Source organism: uncultured Tenacibaculum sp. (assembly GCF_947502995.1).
In the GTDB taxonomy this organism is placed as follows: domain Bacteria; phylum Bacteroidota; class Bacteroidia; order Flavobacteriales; family Flavobacteriaceae; genus Polaribacter.
In genome coordinates, this window is sequence record NZ_CANNBW010000002.1 from 224,994 (window position 1) to 245,991 (window position 20,998).

Sequence of the window (20,998 nt, forward strand, 5' to 3'; positions counted from 1 at the left end):
TAATAAAAATTATAAAAGATTAAATTGTTTATAATGATGTGTAAAATGCTTTACTTGAAACTTTTTCCAATATTCAAAATCAAGTTCACCAAAGAAAGGATGTACTACAGTTCTAGTACTATCTTTTTCAAATACATCAAAAAATAATCGAAGTTGTATAATTAAATCGTCGATAGCTTCATCAATAGAGCTAAATTTAGTTGGTGTTGGAGTGTCAGATAAAAATGAGGCTCTAAAACCAGGTTGTATTTCATTATTGGTATCTAAAAATGCTCTTCTACGAGCTGTTTTATCATCATCAACAAAAATATCTATCTTCCAGTTCCCATTAGGAATTTGAGTTACAGCACTTAAATGTTCAACCATTTGTTGAGCATTCATAGTTCCAAAGACAGGTTTACTTTCTTTAGATAATTTCCCAAGAGTTTCCTTTATTTCTGTTTCGTTAGTAATATCTACCCAATTTATTTTTGGCTTACGTAATTCTTCTAATTTTTCTATAACAGCACTGTGTGAAACTGTTTTGTTTTCGAAAAAAGAACTGATACTTTCTTTTTCTTGAACAGTTGCATTGTGTTGGTTAAGAATATTCATCAAATGCATTTTCATATGTCCATGCTGAATTCCTTTCGTTGTTAAAGCTCTTAATGCAGCAAAGTTTTGGGCTAAACCAGCAGCAGCGATAATTTGCATTAAATCTCTAGCATTTGGTTTTTGCATCATGTCTAAAGATAATCTTGCCATTGGATGCAAAGCGGTTAAACCACCAACAGTTCCTAGAGCTAATGGAATTTCAATCCAAAATTTAAAAATACCATCTTTAACTTCACAGTGTGTTAAACTAGAGTATTTTCCATTTCTAGCAGCATAAGCATGTGCACCAGATTCAATAGCTCTAAAATCATTTCCAGTAGCTAAAACAACAGCATCAATTCCATTCATAATTCCTTTATTATGAGTAACTGCTCTATAAGGTTCTATTTCTGCGATTTTAACAGCTTGTTCAAATTTATGAGCAAACTTTTCAGGATTTTCTCCTCCTAAATCTTCAATAGGACAACTCACTTCTGCTTTAACTATGCACTCAGGTACATAATTAGAAAGAATACTCATGATAATTTCGATATCTTCCTTCTGAAATTTTTTAGCAATAGCTTCTAAACAAGAGTTGATAAAGTTTGCTCCCATACTATCTTTTGTCTCAAAAGTGACGTGAAGTTGATAGTAATTTTCTAAATCAGCTGTTTTGTCTTTAAGTTCAATATCTAAAATACCACCACCACGCTTTTCCATATTTCTAGTGATAGAAGCAGTAGCGGCATATAATTCTGTTTTGTTCAGGTTGAAATAATTCTCTAAATCTTTTTTATTTCCGGCATAAATAAAATGTACTTGTCCGATTTTAGTAGTAGAAATTACTTCTGTTTTAAATCCTCCTCTTGTACTCCAATATTTTGCAACCTTTGCAGCAGCAGCTACAACAGAACTTTCTTCCACAACCATAGGAATAACATATTCTTTGTTGTTAATTACAAAGTTAGGAGCAACACCATAAGGCATGTAAAAGTTAGAGATAGTATTCTCAATAAAATCATCGTGGAGCTGTTGTAATTTCTCGTCAACATTCCAGTATTGTTTTATTGTTTGAATAATTTCAGGTTGATTATTGAAGTAGTTTTGAGCTAACCAATCTATTTTCCCTTCTTTAGTTAGCTTAGAAAAGCCAGAAATAATCTTCGACATTCATCTTATTTTTAAAACGGAACAAAGATAATTCTTTCCTTTAAATCAAAATTTATAATTGTAGTTTTCTGTTAAATTACAGTAAAATTTATTATTTTTTCGTAAACTTGGCAGTCGTTTTATTAAATCATCAAATAAATAAGATACTTCATGAAAAAATTATGCTTTTTAGCAATTTTGGTGACTTTTTTTTCTGCTAAAAGTCAATCGACTACAAATAATTTAAAAGAAATTACATTAGAGGAGATTTGGAATGGATCGTTCTCTGCTGACAGAATGAATGCCTTAAAATCTATGAACGGAGATTTTTACACGGTATTAGGTTTTAATAGAGAAACAAGAACAACTACAGTAGATAAGTATAGTTACGAGACACAACAAAAAGTAGAAACTATTGTTGATGGAAGAAGCTTACCAAACTTAGATTATTTTAGTTCTTATTCTTTTAATGATAATGAGACAAAATTATTGTTAGGAACTAACTTCAAACAAGTTTATCGTCATTCCTATAAAGGAACATACTTTATTTACGATATAGCAACTAAAGATTTAATTTCTTTAGGAGAAGATATTCAAGAGCCAACTTTTTCTCCAGATAGTAAAAAAGTGGCGTATGCAAAAGATAATAACTTATATGTTAGAGATCTTGAGGCAAATAGAGAAATAAGAGTAACAAATGATGGGAAAATAAATGCTATTATTAATGGTACAACCGACTGGGTGTATGAAGAAGAATTTGCATTTGTAAAAGCATTTGAGTGGAGTAAAGATAGTAAGCATGTTGCATTCTTAAGATTCGACGAAAAAGAAGTTGCACAATTTTCAATGAATGTTACTGGTAATGAATTATATCCATCATCGCATACATTCAAATATCCTAAAGCAGGAGAAAAAAATGCTGTTGTAACTTTAGAATTATTTAATGTTGAAAAAAGGTCTGTAAGTAGAGTAGATTTAGGAAGCTACGAATATATTCCAAGAATTCAATGGACAAACAAACCAGAAGTTTTATCTATCACAACTTTAAATAGACATCAAAATGATTTAAAATTATTTTTCTTCAATGCTAATACAGGTAACTTAAAAGTAGTATTGAACGAAAAAGATGAAGCTTATGTCGATGTTCAAGATAATTTAACGTTTTTAGATGATAATAGTTTTATTTGGACTAGTGAAAAAGATGGTTTCAATCATATTTATCATTATAATGAAGATGGTACATTAAAAAATCAAATAACTAAAGGAGATTGGGACGTTACAAATTATTATGGATTAAGTAAAACCAATAATAAAATATATTATCAATCTGTAGAAAATGGATCAATTAATAGAGGAGTTTATGCTGTCGGTTTAGATGGAACTGGTAAAAAATTACTTACAGATAAAAGTGGACAAAGTAGTGCTTCTTTCAGTAAGAATATGAAGTATTTTATTAATACACATTCTTCTGCAACAGAAGTGCCAACGTACACTTTATACAATGGTGAAGGACAAAAAATTAAAACTTTAAAGGATAATATCGATCTTCATGTAAAAATGAAAGGATATAAAATGAGTAAAAAAGAATTCTTTACTTACAATATCAATGGGAATGATTTAAACATGTGGATGATTAAACCTGCTGATTTTGATTCTACAAAAAAATATCCATTATTATTATTTCAATATTCAGGGCCTGGTTCTCAGCAAGTAGCGAATAGATGGAACTCTAGTAACGACTATTGGCACCAAATGTTAGCTCAAAAAGGTATAATTGTTGCGTGTGTAGACGGACGTGGAACTGGATATAAAGGAAGAGATTTTAAGAAAGTTACTCAGAAAGAATTAGGGAAATACGAAGTTGAAGATCAAATAGCTGTAGCTAAATTTTTTGCAGGAGAAAATTATATTGATGCAAAAAATATTGGAATTTGGGGTTGGTCTTACGGAGGTTTTATGAGTACAAACTGTATTCTTAAAGGTAATGATGTTTTCTCTATGGCTATTGCTGTAGCACCTGTAACTTCTTGGCGTTTTTATGACACTGTTTATACAGAACGTTATATGACTACACCACAAGAGAATGCATCAGGATATGATGAGAATTCACCAATTACTCATGCTGACAAATTAAAAGGAGATTATTTATTAGTTCACGGTTCAGGAGATGATAATGTTCACGTTCAAAATACAATGAGAATGGTGAATGCTTTAGTAGCAGCTAATAAACAATTCGATTTATTTATTTATCCAGATAGAGCACACGGAATTTACAGAGGAAAAAATACTAGACTTAATTTATATACAAAGATGACCAATTTTGTATTGAAGAGTTTAAAAAACTAAATAAAACTTAACTAATTTTTATGAAAGATTCAGCAATTAAACAAAAGGAGCTTTTTGGACAACCAATAGGACTCTATATATTGTTCTTAACTGAAATGTGGGAACGTTTTTCATACTATGGTATGAGAGCATTACTTGTGTTGTACATGACAGCATCTACTTTAGGAGATGACGCAAGAGGAGCAGGTTTAGGTTGGACTGAAAAAGAAGCTTTAGCATTATACGGATGGTATACAATGTTAGTTTATGTTGCTTCTATTCCTGGAGGAATGATTGCTGATAAATTATTGGGGCAAAAGAAATCAGTTTTGCTTGGAGCAATAATTTTGTGTTTAGGTCATGGAGTTTTGGTTATGACCGATACATGGGCTTTTTACACAGGACTTGGATTAGTAATTGCTGGAGTTGGTTTGTTAAAGCCAAATATTTCTTCAATGGTTGGAGGTTTGTATAAAGAAGGAGACATAAGAAGAGATAAGGGGTTCAGTGTATTTTACATTGGAATTAATTTAGGTTCACTACTGGCTACTATGATTGTAGGATTAGTTGTTGCAGAGTGGGGTTGGCATGCAGGTTTTGGTTTAGCTGGAATTGTAATGGTTCTAGGGTTAATTAATTACATCTATGGTCAAAAGTACTTAACCCATGTTGGTAATTTAAATGTGGATAAAGAAGATGAGAATGAAATTTCTTACGGTCAACTTTATGGTAAGTTATTTAAGTCTTCGAAGCAATTAATAATAACTTTATTGTTAATTATAGCATCTGTTATAGGATGGTTTAACTTAGGCTGGGGATATGGATTATTGTTTTTAACTCTTACAGCTATTACAGCATTATTAATGATGATTTATAAAGAACTAGAAACTCAAGTTTTTAAAGACAGATTTTTAGTTTTGTTATTATCTTTTATTATGGTGATAATTTTCTGGGGAGCATTTGAACAAGCTGGAGGTTTAATGAATTTATATACAGATACTAAGACAGATAGAAATCTTTTTGGTTGGCAAGTCCCTACAGTAATGTTTCAAAGTTTAAATGCAGGTTTTATAATTTTATTTGCAACTGCTGTAGCAAGTTTTTGGGCTAAAAGGAAGTTGAAATCTAAAGAAGCATCATCATTATTTAAAATGGCTTTAGGTATTATTATTATGGGATTTGGATTTTTGTTTATGGTTTTTGCAGCTATGGAGTTTGAAAAATCTGGGAGTTCTAGTATGATATGGCTTGTTTTGGCTTATTTATTTCATACACTAGGGGAATTATGTATCTCTCCTGTAGCATTATCATTCATAACTAAATTAGCTCCAGTTAAATATGCGTCTTTAATGATGGGAGTTTATTTTGCAGCTACTGGATTAGGAAATAAGGTAGCAGGTATAATAGGTGAATCTGCTTCTGATTTTGGTGAGTTAACTATCTTCTCAGGAATCTTAATTTTTACAGTATTAATAGGTGGTCTTTTTATTTTAATGTTAAAGCCTCTTAAGAGACTTACACATGGAGTAGAAGAAAAAGAAAGAGACCTTAAGAACGAAGAAGCTGAAGGTTTTGAGTTAGCTGATAATTAATAACCAAATAATTTACAATGAACACAGATATAGAAAACTTATTTAAAGATAAAGTATTAGGACATCCAGCAGGATTATTTGTACTTTTCTTTACAGAAATGTGGGAGCGTTTTTCATACTATGGAATGCGTGGTATTTTAGTAATATTCTTAACAGGTGCAGTTACTGGAAATAATCCAGGTTGGGGTTGGAGTACACCAGCTGCTCTATCTTTGTTAGGAACATATGCACTTTTTGTGTATTTAACACCTTTACTAGGAGGTTGGCTAGCCGATAATAAAATCGGTTATCGTATGGCAGTTGTTATTGGAGCATTGTTGATGACTGTAGGACACGCAGCAATGGCTGTTGAAACTCCAACATTTTTATATATAGGTATCTTCTTTTTAATAATAGGAAACGGTTTTTTTAAACCTAATATGACTTCAATTATATCTAAAATGTATGCAGGTAAAGATGAAAAGAAAGATGGAGCATATAATATATTTTATATGGGAGTTAATGCTGGTGCATTCATCGGAATTATGCTATGTGGATGGGTTGGTGAAAAAGTAGGATGGAGTTATGGTTTTGGATTAGCCGGTATTTTTATGTTATTAGGAATGATTCAATTTTATTATGCCCAACCAATTTTTGGAAGTATTGGTGATAAACCAAATAATGAATCAAAAGACATTATTGATACTTTAGTAGAAAACCCAGAGGGACCAAAGCTTAATAAGTTTACTTTACTTGATTACTCTTTAATTGCTGTTTTTACAATTTCAGCATTAATTTTTATAATTAATGATCCATTAAGTAAAATAGGGAATATTCAAACCCTTAATTTTACAGTAGCTGGAATGGTTGATTCTTTATTTTTTGCTTTACTGGCGGCTATTTCTTTTATAGTACTATTAATTGTAAGAATTCCTAGATATACAAGAATAGAAAGAGATAGAATGATAGCTTTTGCTATTTTCTGTTTATTTACGATTTTCTTTTGGGCTGCATTCGAGCAAGCTGCAGGTTCTTTGCCAATCTATACTCGTGATTTTACAGATAGAATTTTAGAAGGAACAGCTGGGATGATTTTTAAAATTGTTGATTTACTTGTAACTGTAGTACCTTTAGGTATTATTACATATGTTTTAATCAGTCTTTTCAAAAAGACATTTACTAAAATTGGTTTATCTAATATCATCTTAGGAGCAAGTTTTTTAATAGTTTGGATTATCGTTTTATACAAATTATACACTGAGTTTAGTGATCCTAAAGCTGAAGTGCCAATTACTTGGTTTGCAATTTTGAATTCTTTATTCATTATCATGTTTGCACCATTATTTACGAAATGGTGGGATAGTAGATACAATCCACCTGCATCTGTAAAATACTTTTTAGGTTTAGCATTGTTAGCTTTAGGTTTTGGATTTTTAGCATTTGGAGCTAGAAATGTTCCAGCTGGAGCAGAAAGTGCTAATTTAAGCATGGTTTGGTTAGTTTTAGCTTATTTATTCCATACACTTGGAGAATTATGCTTATCTCCAATGGGATTATCTTATTTAAGTAAATTAATACCAACTAGAATGATTGCATTCATGTTTGGAGTTTACTATTTAGCTATTGCAATAGGAAACAAATTAGCACATTATATTGGAGGAGATATCGAGAAGATTACTCAAGAGTATAGTCTTTCTGGATTTTTCTTAATTTTTACATTAATACCATTAGCATTAGGAATAGTGTCTTTAATATTACATCCAGTTTTAAAGAAATTAATGCACGGAGTTAAGTAAGCAGATTTTATTTAGAAATAATAAAATAAACCTACCAAACACAACTTGGTAGGTTTTTTTGTAAATTTGGAATACTTATTGAGACATATAGAGTATGAAAAATATTTTTTTAGTAGCTTTTTTTGTTTTATCGGCAATAACAGCAAAAGCGCAAGACGTAAATTGGATCTCTTTTGAAGAGGCATTAGAATTAAATAAGACTACCCCAAAGCCTATTTTAGTTGATTTATATACAGATTGGTGTGGATGGTGTAAGAGAATGGACGCTACTACTTATAAAAATGAAGTGATAGTTAAATTTATTAACGACAATTATTATGCTGTAAAAATGGATGGTGAAGGGAAAAATGATATTACTTTTAAAGGAAGAACTTTTAAGTTTATTCAGCAAGGAAAAAGTAAATACCATGAGTTAGCTGCAGCAATTATGAATGGAAAAATGAGTTATCCTTCAACTGCTTTTTTTAATCCAGAAGAACAATTAATTCAAACTGTTCCTGGGTATTTACAAAAAGAAAGATTTGAAAAAATATTAGCTTACTTTAGCGGAGAAGCATACAAAAGTACGCCTTGGAAAGATTTTGAAAAGAACTTTAAAAGTTCTTTATAACTAAAGAAATTACTCTTTTAAAATATAAGCACCATCTTCATATGTATTATGAAATGGTGTTTTTTGTTTTTTACAAGTATTTTTCCATTGTTTCATATAACTCTTATAATTAGAACCGTCTGCAATAACTGCCTTAGGTTGTATTACTTTTAGTAATCGTTCCATATTTAACTTTGGTGAGTGTTTTAATATAATAATAGAGTTTTTTAGTTTTTTATTAGGATATACAGCTATACTATCAATAGATATAATAAAATAATCAGAGAATTTTAGTACATCACCTTTTACTAGAGAGTCAATTTTAGTAATATTTTCTTTAGTAATATAATTTTTCAAAAACGTAGTTTTACCAAGTTCAGAACCTTTGTAATTTGTCAATTTCAGGGTGTTTTGGTTTCTAATTCCTATTACTGAGTTTTTATTTTTATGGAATACAATAAATTCTTTTTTTGATTTAATATCATGTTTCTGATATATGTAAAAAGATTGAAGTATTAAGATGGTAAATAGTACTTTAAATACTATTTTTAGTTTAAATTTTTCAAATAGTAAAATAGTAAAGAGAATTAATATGTAGCATATAATCATATTAGAAAAAGGCATGTTGATTTTCGTCAAAATAAACTCTTCCTGAGAAGCGATTTTATCAATAACAAAATTCATAGTATCTATTGTTTTTCCGTAAAATGTAACCAAGAATTCAGGAAGAATATTCAGAAAAGCTAAAGCTAATACAATGAATCCAAGTATTAGGATAAAACTTATAAAGGGTATGATTAATAAGTTTGTTACTAAAAATAATCCAGGAAATTGATGAAAGTAGTATAAGCTAATTGGTAATGTACTTAACTGTGCTGCGACAGAAACTGTTGATAATTCCCAGAATTTACTAAAAAGGAATGATTTAGGAGTCCAAAATTTAAAAAGAATAGGTTGTATCCAAACAATTCCAAAAACGGCCAAATAACTCAATTGAAATCCAACATCAAATGCGAACATTGGATTTATCAGAAGAATTACTAACATAGAACTTACTAGAGAAAATTCTACGGGTTGATTTCTCTGGATCAGCTTTCCTATTATTACAAATGTAATCATAATAGTTGCTCTCACAACTGAAGCTGATAAGCCGGTTATAAAAGCAAATAACCATAATAAGGTTACAATTAATACAGTTCTGAGAATTTTTCCTCTTTCAAACTGTAATAAATGTTGAAATAAGTAATTTAAAAAGTAAAAAATAATCCCGATATGCAATCCAGAAATAGCCAAAATATGTATTGCTCCTGCATTTATATAATTATCTCTTAATTCAGAAGATATTTCGTGACGTTGTCCAAGTAGTAAGGCATTGATAACTGCAGATTGATTCTTTGTAAATGAATATACTTTTAGTTTTTCTTGTAAACTATTTCTAAAAATCAAAGCTAATTTTGAAAAGCCAATATTTTTATTGTTCTCTTTTGTAAAGCGTTTATCATTTAGATAAAGTTGATGAATTATTCCTCGATTTTTCAAGTACTTCGAATAATCAAAATCATGCAGATTTTTGGCTTTGTTAATGTGTCGAAGTTTCGCTCTAGGAATAATTATTTTTTTAAAGTAAATAGAGTCAATGAGAATAGATTTATCAATATTTAAAATTAATTCTCCAGAACTATTCTTTTGATCTACTTGAATTACTTCAGCAACAAAACGATTAGAATATTTATTTGGTTTTAATTTTTCGGTGATACTTAATGAGATTGTTGATTTTTCTGGAATATAAAACCTCTTATAAAAGTTCTCTTTATTAAAATTATTAGCAATACTGTAAGTAGTAACACCTAGTGATATAAAAACTACACTAAAGCTTATTCTGAAAAATAAGTTCTGTTGTAAAATTTTTAAAAAGAATAATAAAATTAATACTATATAACTACCAAGTATTATTGATATATAGTTATATCTAAGTAATAGATAAGTGTGTTGTATGTATATACCAAAAATTACACATAGCAATATGTGCATAGGTATATACCTAAGTAATTTTTTCATAGCAGGGTAAAGTTAATAATTCTAATTTAAAAGTGAAATTTTGAAATTAGGATATTACATATTCTAAGGAATTGACAGCTCTTTATAGACTCGAACTATCAAAATGTAATTAATTAATGTTGTTTTTTGATTAAAACATAGTTTGTGAAGCCTTTTTTTGTCTATATGTTAAAATAAATGTATTTTTGGTTGTCCAATTTGGTTTACCAGATTGGACAACCAAAAACAAACAAACCCTTTTAACTTCAAAAAATGATCAAAAAAATTTTAACCCTAAAAAGCAAACAAAGAATTTATGTGGTTTTAGCAGTATTGGCATGTATGTCTTGTTCTGAAAACGACATCGATTTAGCAGAAACGAATGTAGATAATAGTTTACAAGTTCTAAATAATAGAATTTTAAATTCTAATGAAATCTCAGTGTCAGCTAATGGTGATGACGGAAACATTCCCGAAAATACTCTTGATGGAAATTTAAATACAAGATGGTCTTCAAAAGGAAGAACAGGAAAGTATATTACTTACGATTTAGGTGATGTTAAAAAGATCGATGCTATTCGTATTGCTTGGTATAAAGGAAATGAAAGGAAAACATATTTTCAGGTTGCTGTAGGAAATACAACATCTTCTTTTACTACTATACTAAATAGAAAAACAACCGGCTCGTCGGGTTCAACAAGTAATTTAGAATATTATGAGTTGCCAGATACAGATGGTAAACTTTTAAGAATTCGAGGTTTTGGAAATACAAGTAATGATTGGAATAGTATCTCTGAAGTAGAAATTATTACAACAGAGGCTAATGGAACTGTAACAGCAATTAAAGTACCAGCAAAAATAGAAGCTGAGAATTTTTCAGATCAAAAAGGAACTAGCACAGAAAACACTAGTGATTCTGGTGGAGGTTTAAATGTTGGTTACATTGATACTGGTGATTATTTAGAATATGAAATAGATGTACCTACGACAAAAGATTATAATTTCGAATTTAGAGTAGCTTCTTTAAATAAAACAATACGATTAGATGTATTGAGTAATGGAAATAAATTAGCAGATATCAGTAAAGAGACAACTAATGGTTGGCAGAATTGGATTACTACGAAAAAAACAATTCGATTAAATCAAGGAAAACAAACATTACGTTTATTAGCTACTGATGGTGGATGGAATATCAATTGGTTAGAAATAAAAGAAAGTCAAGGTACAACAAATCCTCCTTCAGGAGATTCTCCTGCAGCTGTCTTAGGAGGATTAAAAAATTGGAAACTGAATGGTTATTCAGGTACTTTAAAATTAGGAGATTCTAATAACGGATTAACTTATGTTGATAACACTCCAAACTTAGCTACATTTAGTAATCCAGATTGGTTTTATACTGATGGAACTTGGACTTATTTTAAAGCTCATACAGGAAACCCAACTTCAAGTGGTTCTGGAAATCCTAGATCTGAGTTAAGGGAGTTAACAGCAAATGGAAGTGATAATATTTATTGGAATGGAACAACTAGTAAAGAGCACAGAATGATTTGGAAAGTAAAAGTAGATCATTTACCACAATCAGGAAAGGTATGTTTCGGACAAATTCATGATAGAACAGATAAGTTCGACGATGTAATTAGAGTTCAATGTCAAGGTGATCCATTTCAGAATTCTGGAGAAATTACATTAAGAATTAATGGTTATGTAACTGAAGTTTTAGAAGGAGGAGGAAAGTCTGTTGGTACAATCCAAATAGGGCAAGAATTGTATTATGAACTTACTTACCAAAATAGCGTTGTTAAATTATATGAATTAAATAGTAGTGGAAGTAGAGTAAAAACAATATTTACATCTAAGAAAGCAGAAGCTAAAGAGAATTATTTTAAAGCAGGTTGTTATTTACAATCTGTAAAAGGAAAAAAATCTCAAGGTACTAACGATTTTGGCTTAGTTGGAATAAAAGAATTAAAAGTATTTCATTAAGTTAATTTGAACTAAAATCAATAAAAAAGAGCAATCAAAATAAATTGATTGCTCTTTTAATATTCACTAAATATTTAATTTATTCATCATTTAAAGAGAACTCAATAGGAAATTGATATTTTGTATTAACTCTTTTATTGTCTTTATACCCTGCCTTAAGTTTTGGTAGTTTTTCCACTAATCTTTTAGCTGCAATTTCTAAAATTTTACCATTGTTAGGGCCTTTAGCTTTTATATTTACTATATCTCCTTCAGAATTAATAATAAAAGACACATAAACGATTCCCTCAATATTATTATCTAATGCTTCTACTGGGTAGGCAAAGTTTTTAATTACGTGTTTCTTTAATTCGTTAGCGAAACAATCGAAAGAATCATCGAAACTTGAAAAACACTCTTTAAAGGTCGGAGTTCTTTGTAGTTCATCAAAAGTATACACTTCATCAAGGTTTATAGTTTTAACCTTTTTTCTAATGTTTGTTTTCTTAACACCAGGAATATCAAACATTATTTTTAAAGTATACTGAACATTTACTTTAACTCCACTTTGTTTTCCAGGAATAAATTTTGGTAGTTTATTTACAATTCTATTAGCTTCATCTCTTAATTCTTCACCTTTGTAAGGAAAAAGTGTATTTGAAATACTAACATTTCCTTCTTTATTGATAACGAAATTAACTAAAACTCTACCTTGTATTCCTTTATTATAAGACCTGTTAGGGTATTGGAAATTATTTTTAATGTGTTCTGTGATTTCACTCTTGAAACATTTATTTTGTTTCATTATTGCTACATCTTCACAAGATTCAAACAAAGGAATTTCATCAACATTAAAAAAAGAAACAGCTGCATTGTCATCTACTTTTTCAAGAGTTAAACTATTAACAATTTGTGTTTTCTTTTTTACTTCAGAAATTTTTTTCGAAAAGTTGTTGTTAACACCTTTAACTAAATCTTTTTTTCTTTTAATCCTTCGTCTAGAAGTAACTTGAAATGATACTTTTTTATTTTTCTTTTTATCATCACTTTTCTCAATAGTACATTTAGTAATACTATTCAAATCTAAAAGAGGATCATTTTCAGGTGTATCACAAGTTTCAGACTTTTGTGCATAAGTAAGTAAACCAAGAAATAATAATAGAACAGAAAATTTTGTTTTCAAAATAAACTAGTTTGGGGGTTGGGGCGGCAAATATAAAAGTTTTTTTGAGCTAGATTTTAAGTTTGAACTTCTTAATGATTTATTAAAATAATTTACATTTTGATTACATAAAATTAACATATATGGATAAATAAAAAACAGTTCCGAAAAGAACTGTTTTATTAAAATTATGTATGTTAAAGCGGGTTTAAACTAAGTTTACAAATAAACCTTCTTCAGTTTTTTCAACTTTTGCAAGATTGTTTTTTGTTAAACCTTTAATAGTTTTATCCCATTTTTTATTACTTAATCCAGATTGTGTTTTTAAATCACCTAAAGCTATTTTATCCGCTTTTTCTAATAAAGCTAAAACTGCTTTTTCATCATCATTTAAAGCTACAGTAGGAGCTTTACGTTCTGGTTTCATTTGTGGAAAGAATAATACTTCTTGAATAGAAGGATTATTAGTTAAATACATAATTAAACGATCCATTCCAATACCAAGTCCAGAAGTAGGAGGCATACCATACTCTAATGCACGAATAAAATCTTGATCAATAAACATAGCTTCATCATCTCCTTTTTCAGATAGTTTTAATTGCTCTTCAAAACGTTCACGTTGATCAATAGGGTCATTTAACTCAGAATACGCATTAGCAATTTCTTTACCGCAAACCATTAATTCGAAACGCTCAGTTAATTCAGGGTTATCTCTGTGCTCTTTACATAAAGGAGACATTTCTTTAGGATAATCTGTAATGAAAGTAGGTTGAATGTAATTTCCTTCACATTTTTCACCAAAAATTTCATCAATTAATTTCCCTTTCCCCATGGTTTTATCAACCTCAATCCCCATTCCTTTAGCAGCTTCGAATAATTCTTCTTCAGACTTACCATTAATATCAAAACCAGTAAAGTGTTTGATAGAATCTGCCATAGTAACACGTGCATAAGGAGCTTTAAAATCTACTTCATGTTCTCCAAAAGTAGCTTTCGTAGTTCCGTTTACTGCTATAGCACAATGCTCTAATAATTTTTCAGTAAACTCCATCATCCAGTTGTAGTCTTTATACGCTACATAAATTTCCATTGCTGTAAATTCAGGATTGTGAGTTCTATCCATTCCTTCGTTACGGAAGTTCTTTGAAAATTCGTAAACACCATCAAAACCACCAACAATTAATCTCTTTAAATATAATTCGTTAGCAATTCTCATGTATAGAGGAATGTCTAAAGAATTATGGTGTGTAATAAATGGTCTTGCAGCTGCTCCACCTGGAATTGGTTGTAAAATTGGAGTTTCTACTTCAAAATAACCAGCATCATTAAAAAACTGACGCATAGCATTAAAAAGTTTAGTTCTTTTAACAAATACCTCTTTTACATTAGGATTTACTACTAAATCTACATAACGTTGACGATAACGTAATTCCGGATCAGTAAAAGCATCGTATACTTTTCCGCTTTCATCTGTTCTTGGTTGAGGTAATGGTTTTAAAGCTTTACTTAATAATTTAAAATCTTTAACCATTACAGTAGTTTCTCCTACTTGAGTTTTAAATAACTCTCCTTCAATTCCTACAAAGTCACCAATATCTAATAACTTTTTATAAACTTCATTATATAAAGTTTTGTCTTCTCCAGTACAAATTTCGTCACGGTTAAAATATACTTGAATTCTTCCGTTACTATCTTGCAATTCAGCAAAAGAAGCTTTTCCTTGAATACGACGAGACATTAAACGTCCAGCAATAACAACCTTTTTTCCTTCTTCAAATTTCTCTTTAATTTCCTTTGAATTAGAATCTAATGGAAATAGATCTGCTGGATATGGATTAATACCTAACTCACGTAATTTAGTTAGCTTTTCTCTACGTACAATTTCTTGTTCTGATAATTGCATTGATATTCGTTTTATATAATTGAAATTAAAGGCGCAAAGATACAATCAATTGTAGTATTAAACAATTTAGTTTTTTGTGATTTGAATTTTTTTTAAAAAAATTTTTGATATATAGTTTGAAAGTATTTATATTTGCAGGCTGTTTTATTTTAAAGCAGCGTTTAGTTGTGTTGTTCGGCAAGAAATTGCCAAGGTTTTGTTAACCAATGGAAAGCTTCCCTGAAACGGGTTGCTTTTTTTATTTACACTAAAATGTAAAAATAGCAGCTTTATATTCCCATAGTTTCACAAAAAACAAGACAAAGAAAATTGATGCAGCTATAAATTTAATTCCTGTTGAAGCTAAGAAGCCTAAAAATGCACCGAATGATGCTTTTAAAGCTTTATTAGTGTCTTTTCCATCAAAAACTACTTCACCTAGAAATGCTCCACTAAAAGCTCCGATTAAAATTCCGAATGGAATAGGAGATAGTAAGCCTATAATTAATCCTATAGTTGTTCCATAGGCACCGTATTTAGATCCACCAAATTTTTTAGTACCTAATGCAGGTATAAAATAATCTAAAATGAAGATAGCTAAAGCAACAAATAATGTGATACCAAGAAATGTCCAGTTCTGAGGAATCGCTTTAATTAAATGTAAAAGTAATAATCCGACCCAACCTGTTATAGGACCTGGTAGTACGGGTAAAAAGGAACCAATTATTCCTAAACAAATAAAAATGAATCCTAAAAAAGTTAATAAAATATCCATCACTTTATATGACGACATTATTAATGAAATGTTACTTTGTAACTAAAAAATTAGTTTAAACTAATTTTTTAGTTATATTTGTAGTGAATGAAATAAAAAATTGATATGAAACGAATTATGTTATTATTAAGTGTAATAATTCTTTTTATTGCTTGTGAAAACGATTTAAGCAGAGTGGTAGGAGTACATGATAAAATAAATTTCGAAAAATTTAAAAATCAGGAATTAGATAAATCCTATAAAAACTTATTGAATCCTAATAACACAACTGAAGAAGAATATAAAGCTGTAATAAATTCATGGAAAGAGTATCACACAAAAGTGAGCTCAATTTTACAAGAGAATAATTTTTCGTGGGGAATAAAAGATCCATCAGTTACGATATTCAACAAAATTTATTTTAATAAAAAAGGTAAAGTGAATCACATTTTAGTTAATGTAAAAAATGAAAAAATAAGTAATGAAACAAAATCGGCTTATGTTACATTACTTAAAAATCATATTAATGAGTTATCAATTAACTTAAAAAGAGCAAATCAATTTGCACAGTGTGGCAAAATAAAATATAAGAATTATGAGTAAACAATTAACAAAAGCAGAAGAACAAATAATGCAAGTTTTGTGGGAATTAGAAGTTGCTTCTGTTAAAGAAGTTATTGAACAATTACCAGAACCAAAACCAGCTTATAATACCGTTTCTACAATTATAAGAATTTTAGAAACAAAAGAATTTGTAGGCCACAAAGCTAAAGGAAGAGGTTATGTTTATTATCCACTTGTAAAAAAAGAAGACTATAGCAACCAGAGTATACACAAGTTAATGAATGGATATTTTGGAGGGTCATTTAAGAGTTTAGTTTCATTTTTTATGAAAGAAAATAAAATGGATCTTAAAGAATTAGAGAGTATTTTAAAAGAGGTAGATAAGAATAAAAAACAGTAATCATGCTTACATACATCATTCAAGTAGTTTTATTCCAAATTTTATTCTTAGTTATCTATGATCTTGCTTTAAGTAAAGAAACTTTCTTTTCTAAGAACAGATGGTATTTAATCGGTACAATAATTTTATCTTTTTTATTGCCGTTAATTAAAATTACAACTGTAAAACAAACGGTTACGAAAGAATATTTAGTATTGTTACCAGAAATAATCCTATCGCCAGAGAGTGTGATAGAAAAACAAGAATGGTATCAATCTATCGATTATTTAGATTTTGTTTTTTGGGGAGGATTATTGTTGTTTCTCATAATTTTTTTAGTCAAAATAGTACAGCTGATCGACTTAGTTTATAAGAATAATGTTGTGAAAAAAGAAGGTTACAGTTTGGTTTTGATACCTAATACCACAAAAGCTTTTTCATTTTTCAATTTTATATTCTTAGGAGAAAAAATTTCTGATGAAAAAAGAGAAAAAATCATAGCCCATGAGTTGGTGCATATCAATCAAAAGCATTCTTTGGATTTACTATTTTTTGAAATTTTAAAAATCGTAATGTGGTTTAATCCTATGGTAAGAATTTATCAAAAAAGAATCACATTAGTTCATGAGTTTCTGTCAGACGAAATTGTAAGTAAAACTGCAAATCAAGGCAACTATATCAATAATCTATTATCTGAAGTTTTTCAGGTACAAGAGATGTCGTTTGTCAATCAATTTTATAAAAATTCATTAATAAAAAAGAGAATAGTTATGATGACAAAAAGTAGATCAAAAGAAAGTAAGCAATTAAAGTATTTAGTTTTAATACCTGTTTTAATAAGTATGTTGTTTTATACTGCTTGTTCAGAAAAAGAAAGTATATCTATTTCACCAGTTTTAGAAACTCAGAAAATATTCACAAGCTTAGATAAAAAACCTGTAGAAACAGATCGACAAAGTTATATGGATTTTTATATGGGCGACAAATTACCTAACACGAAAGAATATTCATTAGAAGAATTGACTGAGGAAGAAAAAGAAGAGTTTTTAGCAATGACAGAAAAGTTTAAAGATAATAGCACTGTACAACTAAAAATTTTTGAAGGATTGAATAATAGAAAAGTAGTCGCATTCTCACTTTTTATAAATAAATCTGAATTAGGAAAATATGAAAGAAAACAAGGAGATATGGTTCCGATGATTGAATTAGATGTTTTCCCAACTTTTCCAGGTTGTTCAGATGGAGATAAAGATTGTTTTTCCAAAAGTATGACTGATTATGTAAAAGAAAATTTTGATGTTTCGCTAGCAGATAATTTGAATTTAAGAAAAGGAAAGCAAAGAATTTTTATAAAATTTAAAATTACTAAAACAGGAAATATTGAAGATATTGAAGTAAGGGCACCGCATCCAGATTTAAAATCACATGCAGAGCAATTAGCAAAAAATCTTCCACAGATGAAACCAGGAGAGAAAGATAATAAAGTTGTAAATGTAGGTTACGTTTTACCAATTACATTTAATGTACAATAAAATGAAGTTGTTTAAAGCGTTACTGTTTTGTTTTTACAGTTGTTATCTGTTTTCTCAACAAGTTCCCGATAGTTTGTATGTGCCAAATGTTGCTAAAGAAAAGAGAAATGTTATTATATATGTAGATGCAGCACATAATAATTTTCATACAATAAATAATCGTTTTTATCCTTTTGCTAATGTTTTAAGAAAATCAGGATATAAAGTAGAATCCTTTACAGAGAAGTTTTCTAAAAAGTCATTAGCAAATATTAAATTGTTAGTTATTTCAAATGCATTACATGAAAATGCAAGAGGTCCGTTTGTAATTCCAACACCGAGTGCTTTTAGCAAAGAAGAAATAAATACAATTAAAGATTGGGTTAAAAAAGGTGGAGCTTTGTTTCTAATTGCAGATCACATGCCTTTTGCTGGAGCAAGTGAAGAATTAGGTAAAACATTCGGATTTCATTTTTATGACAGTTTCTTATTGGATGAAGATATGAGAGGTATTTTCGATTTTAATAAAGAAAATAAGATGTTAGCAAATCACGATTTAACTAAAGGAACAGTAAGATTTAAAAAAGTAAATTCTATAAGAACTTTTACCGGTCAAGCATTTCAAATTCCAAACAAAGCAATTTCAATTTTAAAAACTACTGAAAAACAAACTGTTTTTTTACCAGATACCATGTGGCGATTCAATAAAAATACCAAACGTTTTCCTGCAAAAGAATTATCACAAGGGGCTATTATGAATGTAGGAAAAGGTAGAATTGCTGTTTTTGGAGAAGCAGCGATGTTTACAGCTCAGCTTGCTGGAAGAAATCGTTTTAAAGTAGGAATGAATGCATCAGAAGCTTCAGAAAATCATAAATTACTATTGAATTTAATTAGTTGGTTAGGAAACGAATAAAGTACTTTACATTTAGAAAAATATTAATAATACATGGGAAAGAGAGTTTTAATTGTTTTAATTGTTATGCTATTTACAAAAGCTGAAGCACAGACTTCAGCTTTTGAAACAATAGATAATTTAATAGAATTAGGTAGATATAAAATTGCATTGCAAAAACTAAAAAGTTTACCATCATCATTCGAGAAAGAAACTAGAATGGCAAAACTATTCGATGTTTTAGATGATCACAATAAGGCAATATTACATTACAAAAAAGCTTTAGCGATAAAAGAAGATTATAAGACTAAAATTAAGTTAGGAAAATCGCTTTTAAAGGAAAAAAGAATAAAAGAAGTTGTAACTCTTTACGAGGAAATTTGTGAAAAAGATCCTGAGAATTTAATAGCAAAATATACTTTAGGAAAAAGATACTTACAATTAAGAAAGTATGAAAAAGCCAAAACTATTTTCAAAGATTTAATAGAAAAAGATGGTGAAAATCCTAATTATTATTACCAATTGGCATTAACTATGCCTCAGTATAAGAAAATTTTTAAGCGAATAGATAATTATTTAATAGCATATAAATTAGATAATTCGCATTTTAAATCAATTGAAAAATTAGCCAAAGGTTTTACAACAATTAAAGATAGAGATTCTGCAATGCTCTTTGTAAATAAAGGATTGAAATTACGTCCAGATCATATTGATTTAAATCGACTTAAAATTAATCGATTCTTTGCTAAGAAAAAGTATGATAAAAGTATAGCTTTATTAAATCATATCGATAGTGTTCAACCTAATGAACGTTATACTCATATTATGTTAGGAAGATGTTATTTTAATCTTGAAAATTACGATGAAGCTGAAAAGCATTTCAAATTAGCAAGTAATTTAGATGATGAAGATTTCAAAAGTTCAATTTATCTTGGAGATATTGCTATGATTAGAAAAGATACAAGAAAAGCTATGATTCATTATTTTAGTGGTACTAGTAGAGGAAAAAGAAAGAGAGATCGAGCTTATATGGGATTAGCAAATGTTTTTACAGAAATGAAAAAGCCTAAAAAAGTATTAGAAGCTTACAAAGATGCTGTAAGTGAGAATTATAAAAACTATAAAGCCCTTTTTGGTTTAGCAAAACAATCAGATTTGTATTATAAAGACAAAAAAATAGGCTATAAACTCTATAAAAGATACCAAGAAAGATTTTCAGGAAAAGACACGATTGCAGATAATTATATCAAAAGTAGATTAAAAGAGATAAAAAAAGAGTATTTCTTAAAAGGAGAAGAAATAGAATAGCTATTTTTTCCTATTTTCACTCTAAAATTCTTAACGAGTGATTTTTAGAGCCATTATTTTTTTTACGATCATGTTGTGTTGTATTTCTTGTGAATACATATCTGGTGGTAAAAAAAATAATGGTGTTTTAAACGATACTATTGTCGATTTTTCTACCGTTGATGTTTCTCCGGCTTTTAAAGAATGTGAATCACTTTTAGATAGTGATAAAACAAATTGTTTTCGAGCTAATATCAGACAAAAGTTTACTAAAGCATTACAATCATTTAATATATCTACTCACGATGAAATAAATGAAACGGTTACTGTCGTTTTGGTGATTGGAAATACAGGTAAGATGGAAATCAGTGATATTTATATATCAGAAGTTATTGAAGAAAAATTACCTGAATTACCTCAAATATTAGATTCTATAATAACTCAAATGCCAAATTTACTCCCGGCAACAAAACGAGGAATTCCTGTTACTACTCAATACGAATTACCTATAGAAATTAAAACAAAAGAATAAAATGCTTTTTTTTGAGTTATAACTACAAAA

Annotated in this window: 16 protein-coding genes; 11 read left to right on the forward strand and 5 right to left on the reverse strand. The window is 29.0% G+C overall.

The features are described from left to right. Positions 1-9 precede the first annotated feature (9 nt). Positions 10-1,743: a hydroxymethylglutaryl-CoA reductase, degradative gene (locus tag Q1A46_RS02580; protein WP_299673681.1), complete on the reverse strand. Its 1,734-nt coding sequence runs from the start codon at positions 1,741-1,743 to the stop codon at positions 10-12. Between the two features lie 150 nt (positions 1,744-1,893). On the opposite strand from Q1A46_RS02580, the gene Q1A46_RS02585 reads away from it, so the two are divergent. From Q1A46_RS02585 to Q1A46_RS02600, 4 genes are all read left to right on the forward strand, one after another. Continuing rightward, entirely contained in the window at positions 1,894-4,068 is a 2,175-nt protein-coding gene (locus tag Q1A46_RS02585) for a S9 family peptidase (protein WP_299673683.1), read from the forward strand. Between the two features lie 20 nt (positions 4,069-4,088). After that, a complete protein-coding gene (locus Q1A46_RS02590; protein WP_299673685.1) occupies positions 4,089-5,639 on the forward strand; it encodes a peptide MFS transporter in 1,551 nt (516 codons plus the stop codon). 17 nt (positions 5,640-5,656) lie between these two features. After that, positions 5,657-7,414: a peptide MFS transporter gene (locus tag Q1A46_RS02595; RefSeq protein ID WP_299673687.1), complete on the forward strand. Its 1,758-nt coding sequence runs from the start codon at positions 5,657-5,659 to the stop codon at positions 7,412-7,414. 94 nt (positions 7,415-7,508) lie between these two features. After that, a complete protein-coding gene (locus Q1A46_RS02600; protein WP_299673689.1) occupies positions 7,509-8,024 on the forward strand; it encodes a DUF255 domain-containing protein in 516 nt (171 codons plus the stop codon). A 9-nt stretch (positions 8,025-8,033) separates the two neighbouring features. Here the strand turns inward: Q1A46_RS02600 and Q1A46_RS02605 are convergent, their stop codons facing one another. Beyond that, a complete protein-coding gene (locus tag Q1A46_RS02605; RefSeq protein ID WP_299673691.1) occupies positions 8,034-10,061 on the reverse strand; it encodes a ComEC/Rec2 family competence protein in 2,028 nt (675 codons plus the stop codon). A gap of 252 nt (positions 10,062-10,313) precedes the next feature. Here Q1A46_RS02605 and Q1A46_RS02610 point away from each other — a divergent pair, with 252 nt between their 5' ends. Next, positions 10,314-12,023 carry a polysaccharide lyase family 7 protein gene (locus Q1A46_RS02610; protein WP_299673693.1) on the forward strand — a complete coding sequence of 570 codons (1,710 nt, stop codon included), beginning with the start codon at positions 10,314-10,316 and terminating at the stop codon, positions 12,021-12,023. 79 nt (positions 12,024-12,102) lie between these two features. Here Q1A46_RS02610 and Q1A46_RS02615 read toward each other — a convergent pair whose 3' ends face one another. From Q1A46_RS02615 to Q1A46_RS02625, 3 genes are all read right to left on the reverse strand, one after another. Further along, positions 12,103-13,185 carry an energy transducer TonB gene (locus Q1A46_RS02615; RefSeq protein ID WP_299673695.1) on the reverse strand — a complete coding sequence of 361 codons (1,083 nt, stop codon included), beginning with the start codon at positions 13,183-13,185 and terminating at the stop codon, positions 12,103-12,105. Positions 13,186-13,372: 187 nt separating this feature from the next. Then, complete coding sequence (gene lysS, locus Q1A46_RS02620; RefSeq protein WP_299673697.1) at positions 13,373-15,067, reverse strand: lysine--tRNA ligase; 1,695 nt, start codon at positions 15,065-15,067, stop codon at positions 13,373-13,375. Between the two features lie 247 nt (positions 15,068-15,314). Then, entirely contained in the window at positions 15,315-15,839 is a 525-nt protein-coding gene (locus Q1A46_RS02625) for a DUF456 domain-containing protein (RefSeq protein WP_306420502.1), read from the reverse strand. 87 nt (positions 15,840-15,926) lie between these two features. On the opposite strand from Q1A46_RS02625, the gene Q1A46_RS02630 reads away from it, so the two are divergent. Genes Q1A46_RS02630 through Q1A46_RS02655 form a run of 6 tightly spaced genes read left to right on the forward strand, consistent with a single transcriptional unit; the run spans position 15,927 to position 20,968 of the window. After that, complete coding sequence (locus Q1A46_RS02630; RefSeq protein WP_299673699.1) at positions 15,927-16,403, forward strand: hypothetical protein; 477 nt, start codon at positions 15,927-15,929, stop codon at positions 16,401-16,403. Further along, complete coding sequence (locus Q1A46_RS02635) at positions 16,396-16,764, forward strand: BlaI/MecI/CopY family transcriptional regulator (protein WP_299673701.1); 369 nt, start codon at positions 16,396-16,398, stop codon at positions 16,762-16,764. The genes Q1A46_RS02630 and Q1A46_RS02635 overlap by 8 nt, the downstream gene beginning before the upstream one ends. Positions 16,765-16,766: 2 nt before the next feature. Further along, on the forward strand, positions 16,767-18,275 hold the full coding sequence (locus Q1A46_RS02640) for a M56 family metallopeptidase (protein ID WP_299673703.1): 1,509 nt from the start codon (positions 16,767-16,769) through the stop codon (positions 18,273-18,275). Position 18,276: 1 nt separating this feature from the next. Beyond that, a complete protein-coding gene (locus Q1A46_RS02645; protein WP_299673705.1) occupies positions 18,277-19,170 on the forward strand; it encodes a DUF4350 domain-containing protein in 894 nt (297 codons plus the stop codon). 33 nt (positions 19,171-19,203) lie between these two features. Continuing rightward, positions 19,204-20,457: a tetratricopeptide repeat protein gene (locus tag Q1A46_RS02650; RefSeq protein WP_299673707.1), complete on the forward strand. Its 1,254-nt coding sequence runs from the start codon at positions 19,204-19,206 to the stop codon at positions 20,455-20,457. A 37-nt stretch (positions 20,458-20,494) separates the two neighbouring features. After that, positions 20,495-20,968 (forward strand): hypothetical protein, encoded by a 474-nt coding sequence (locus Q1A46_RS02655; RefSeq protein ID WP_299673709.1) that lies wholly within the window; start codon positions 20,495-20,497, stop codon positions 20,966-20,968. Positions 20,969-20,998: the final 30 nt, after the last annotated feature.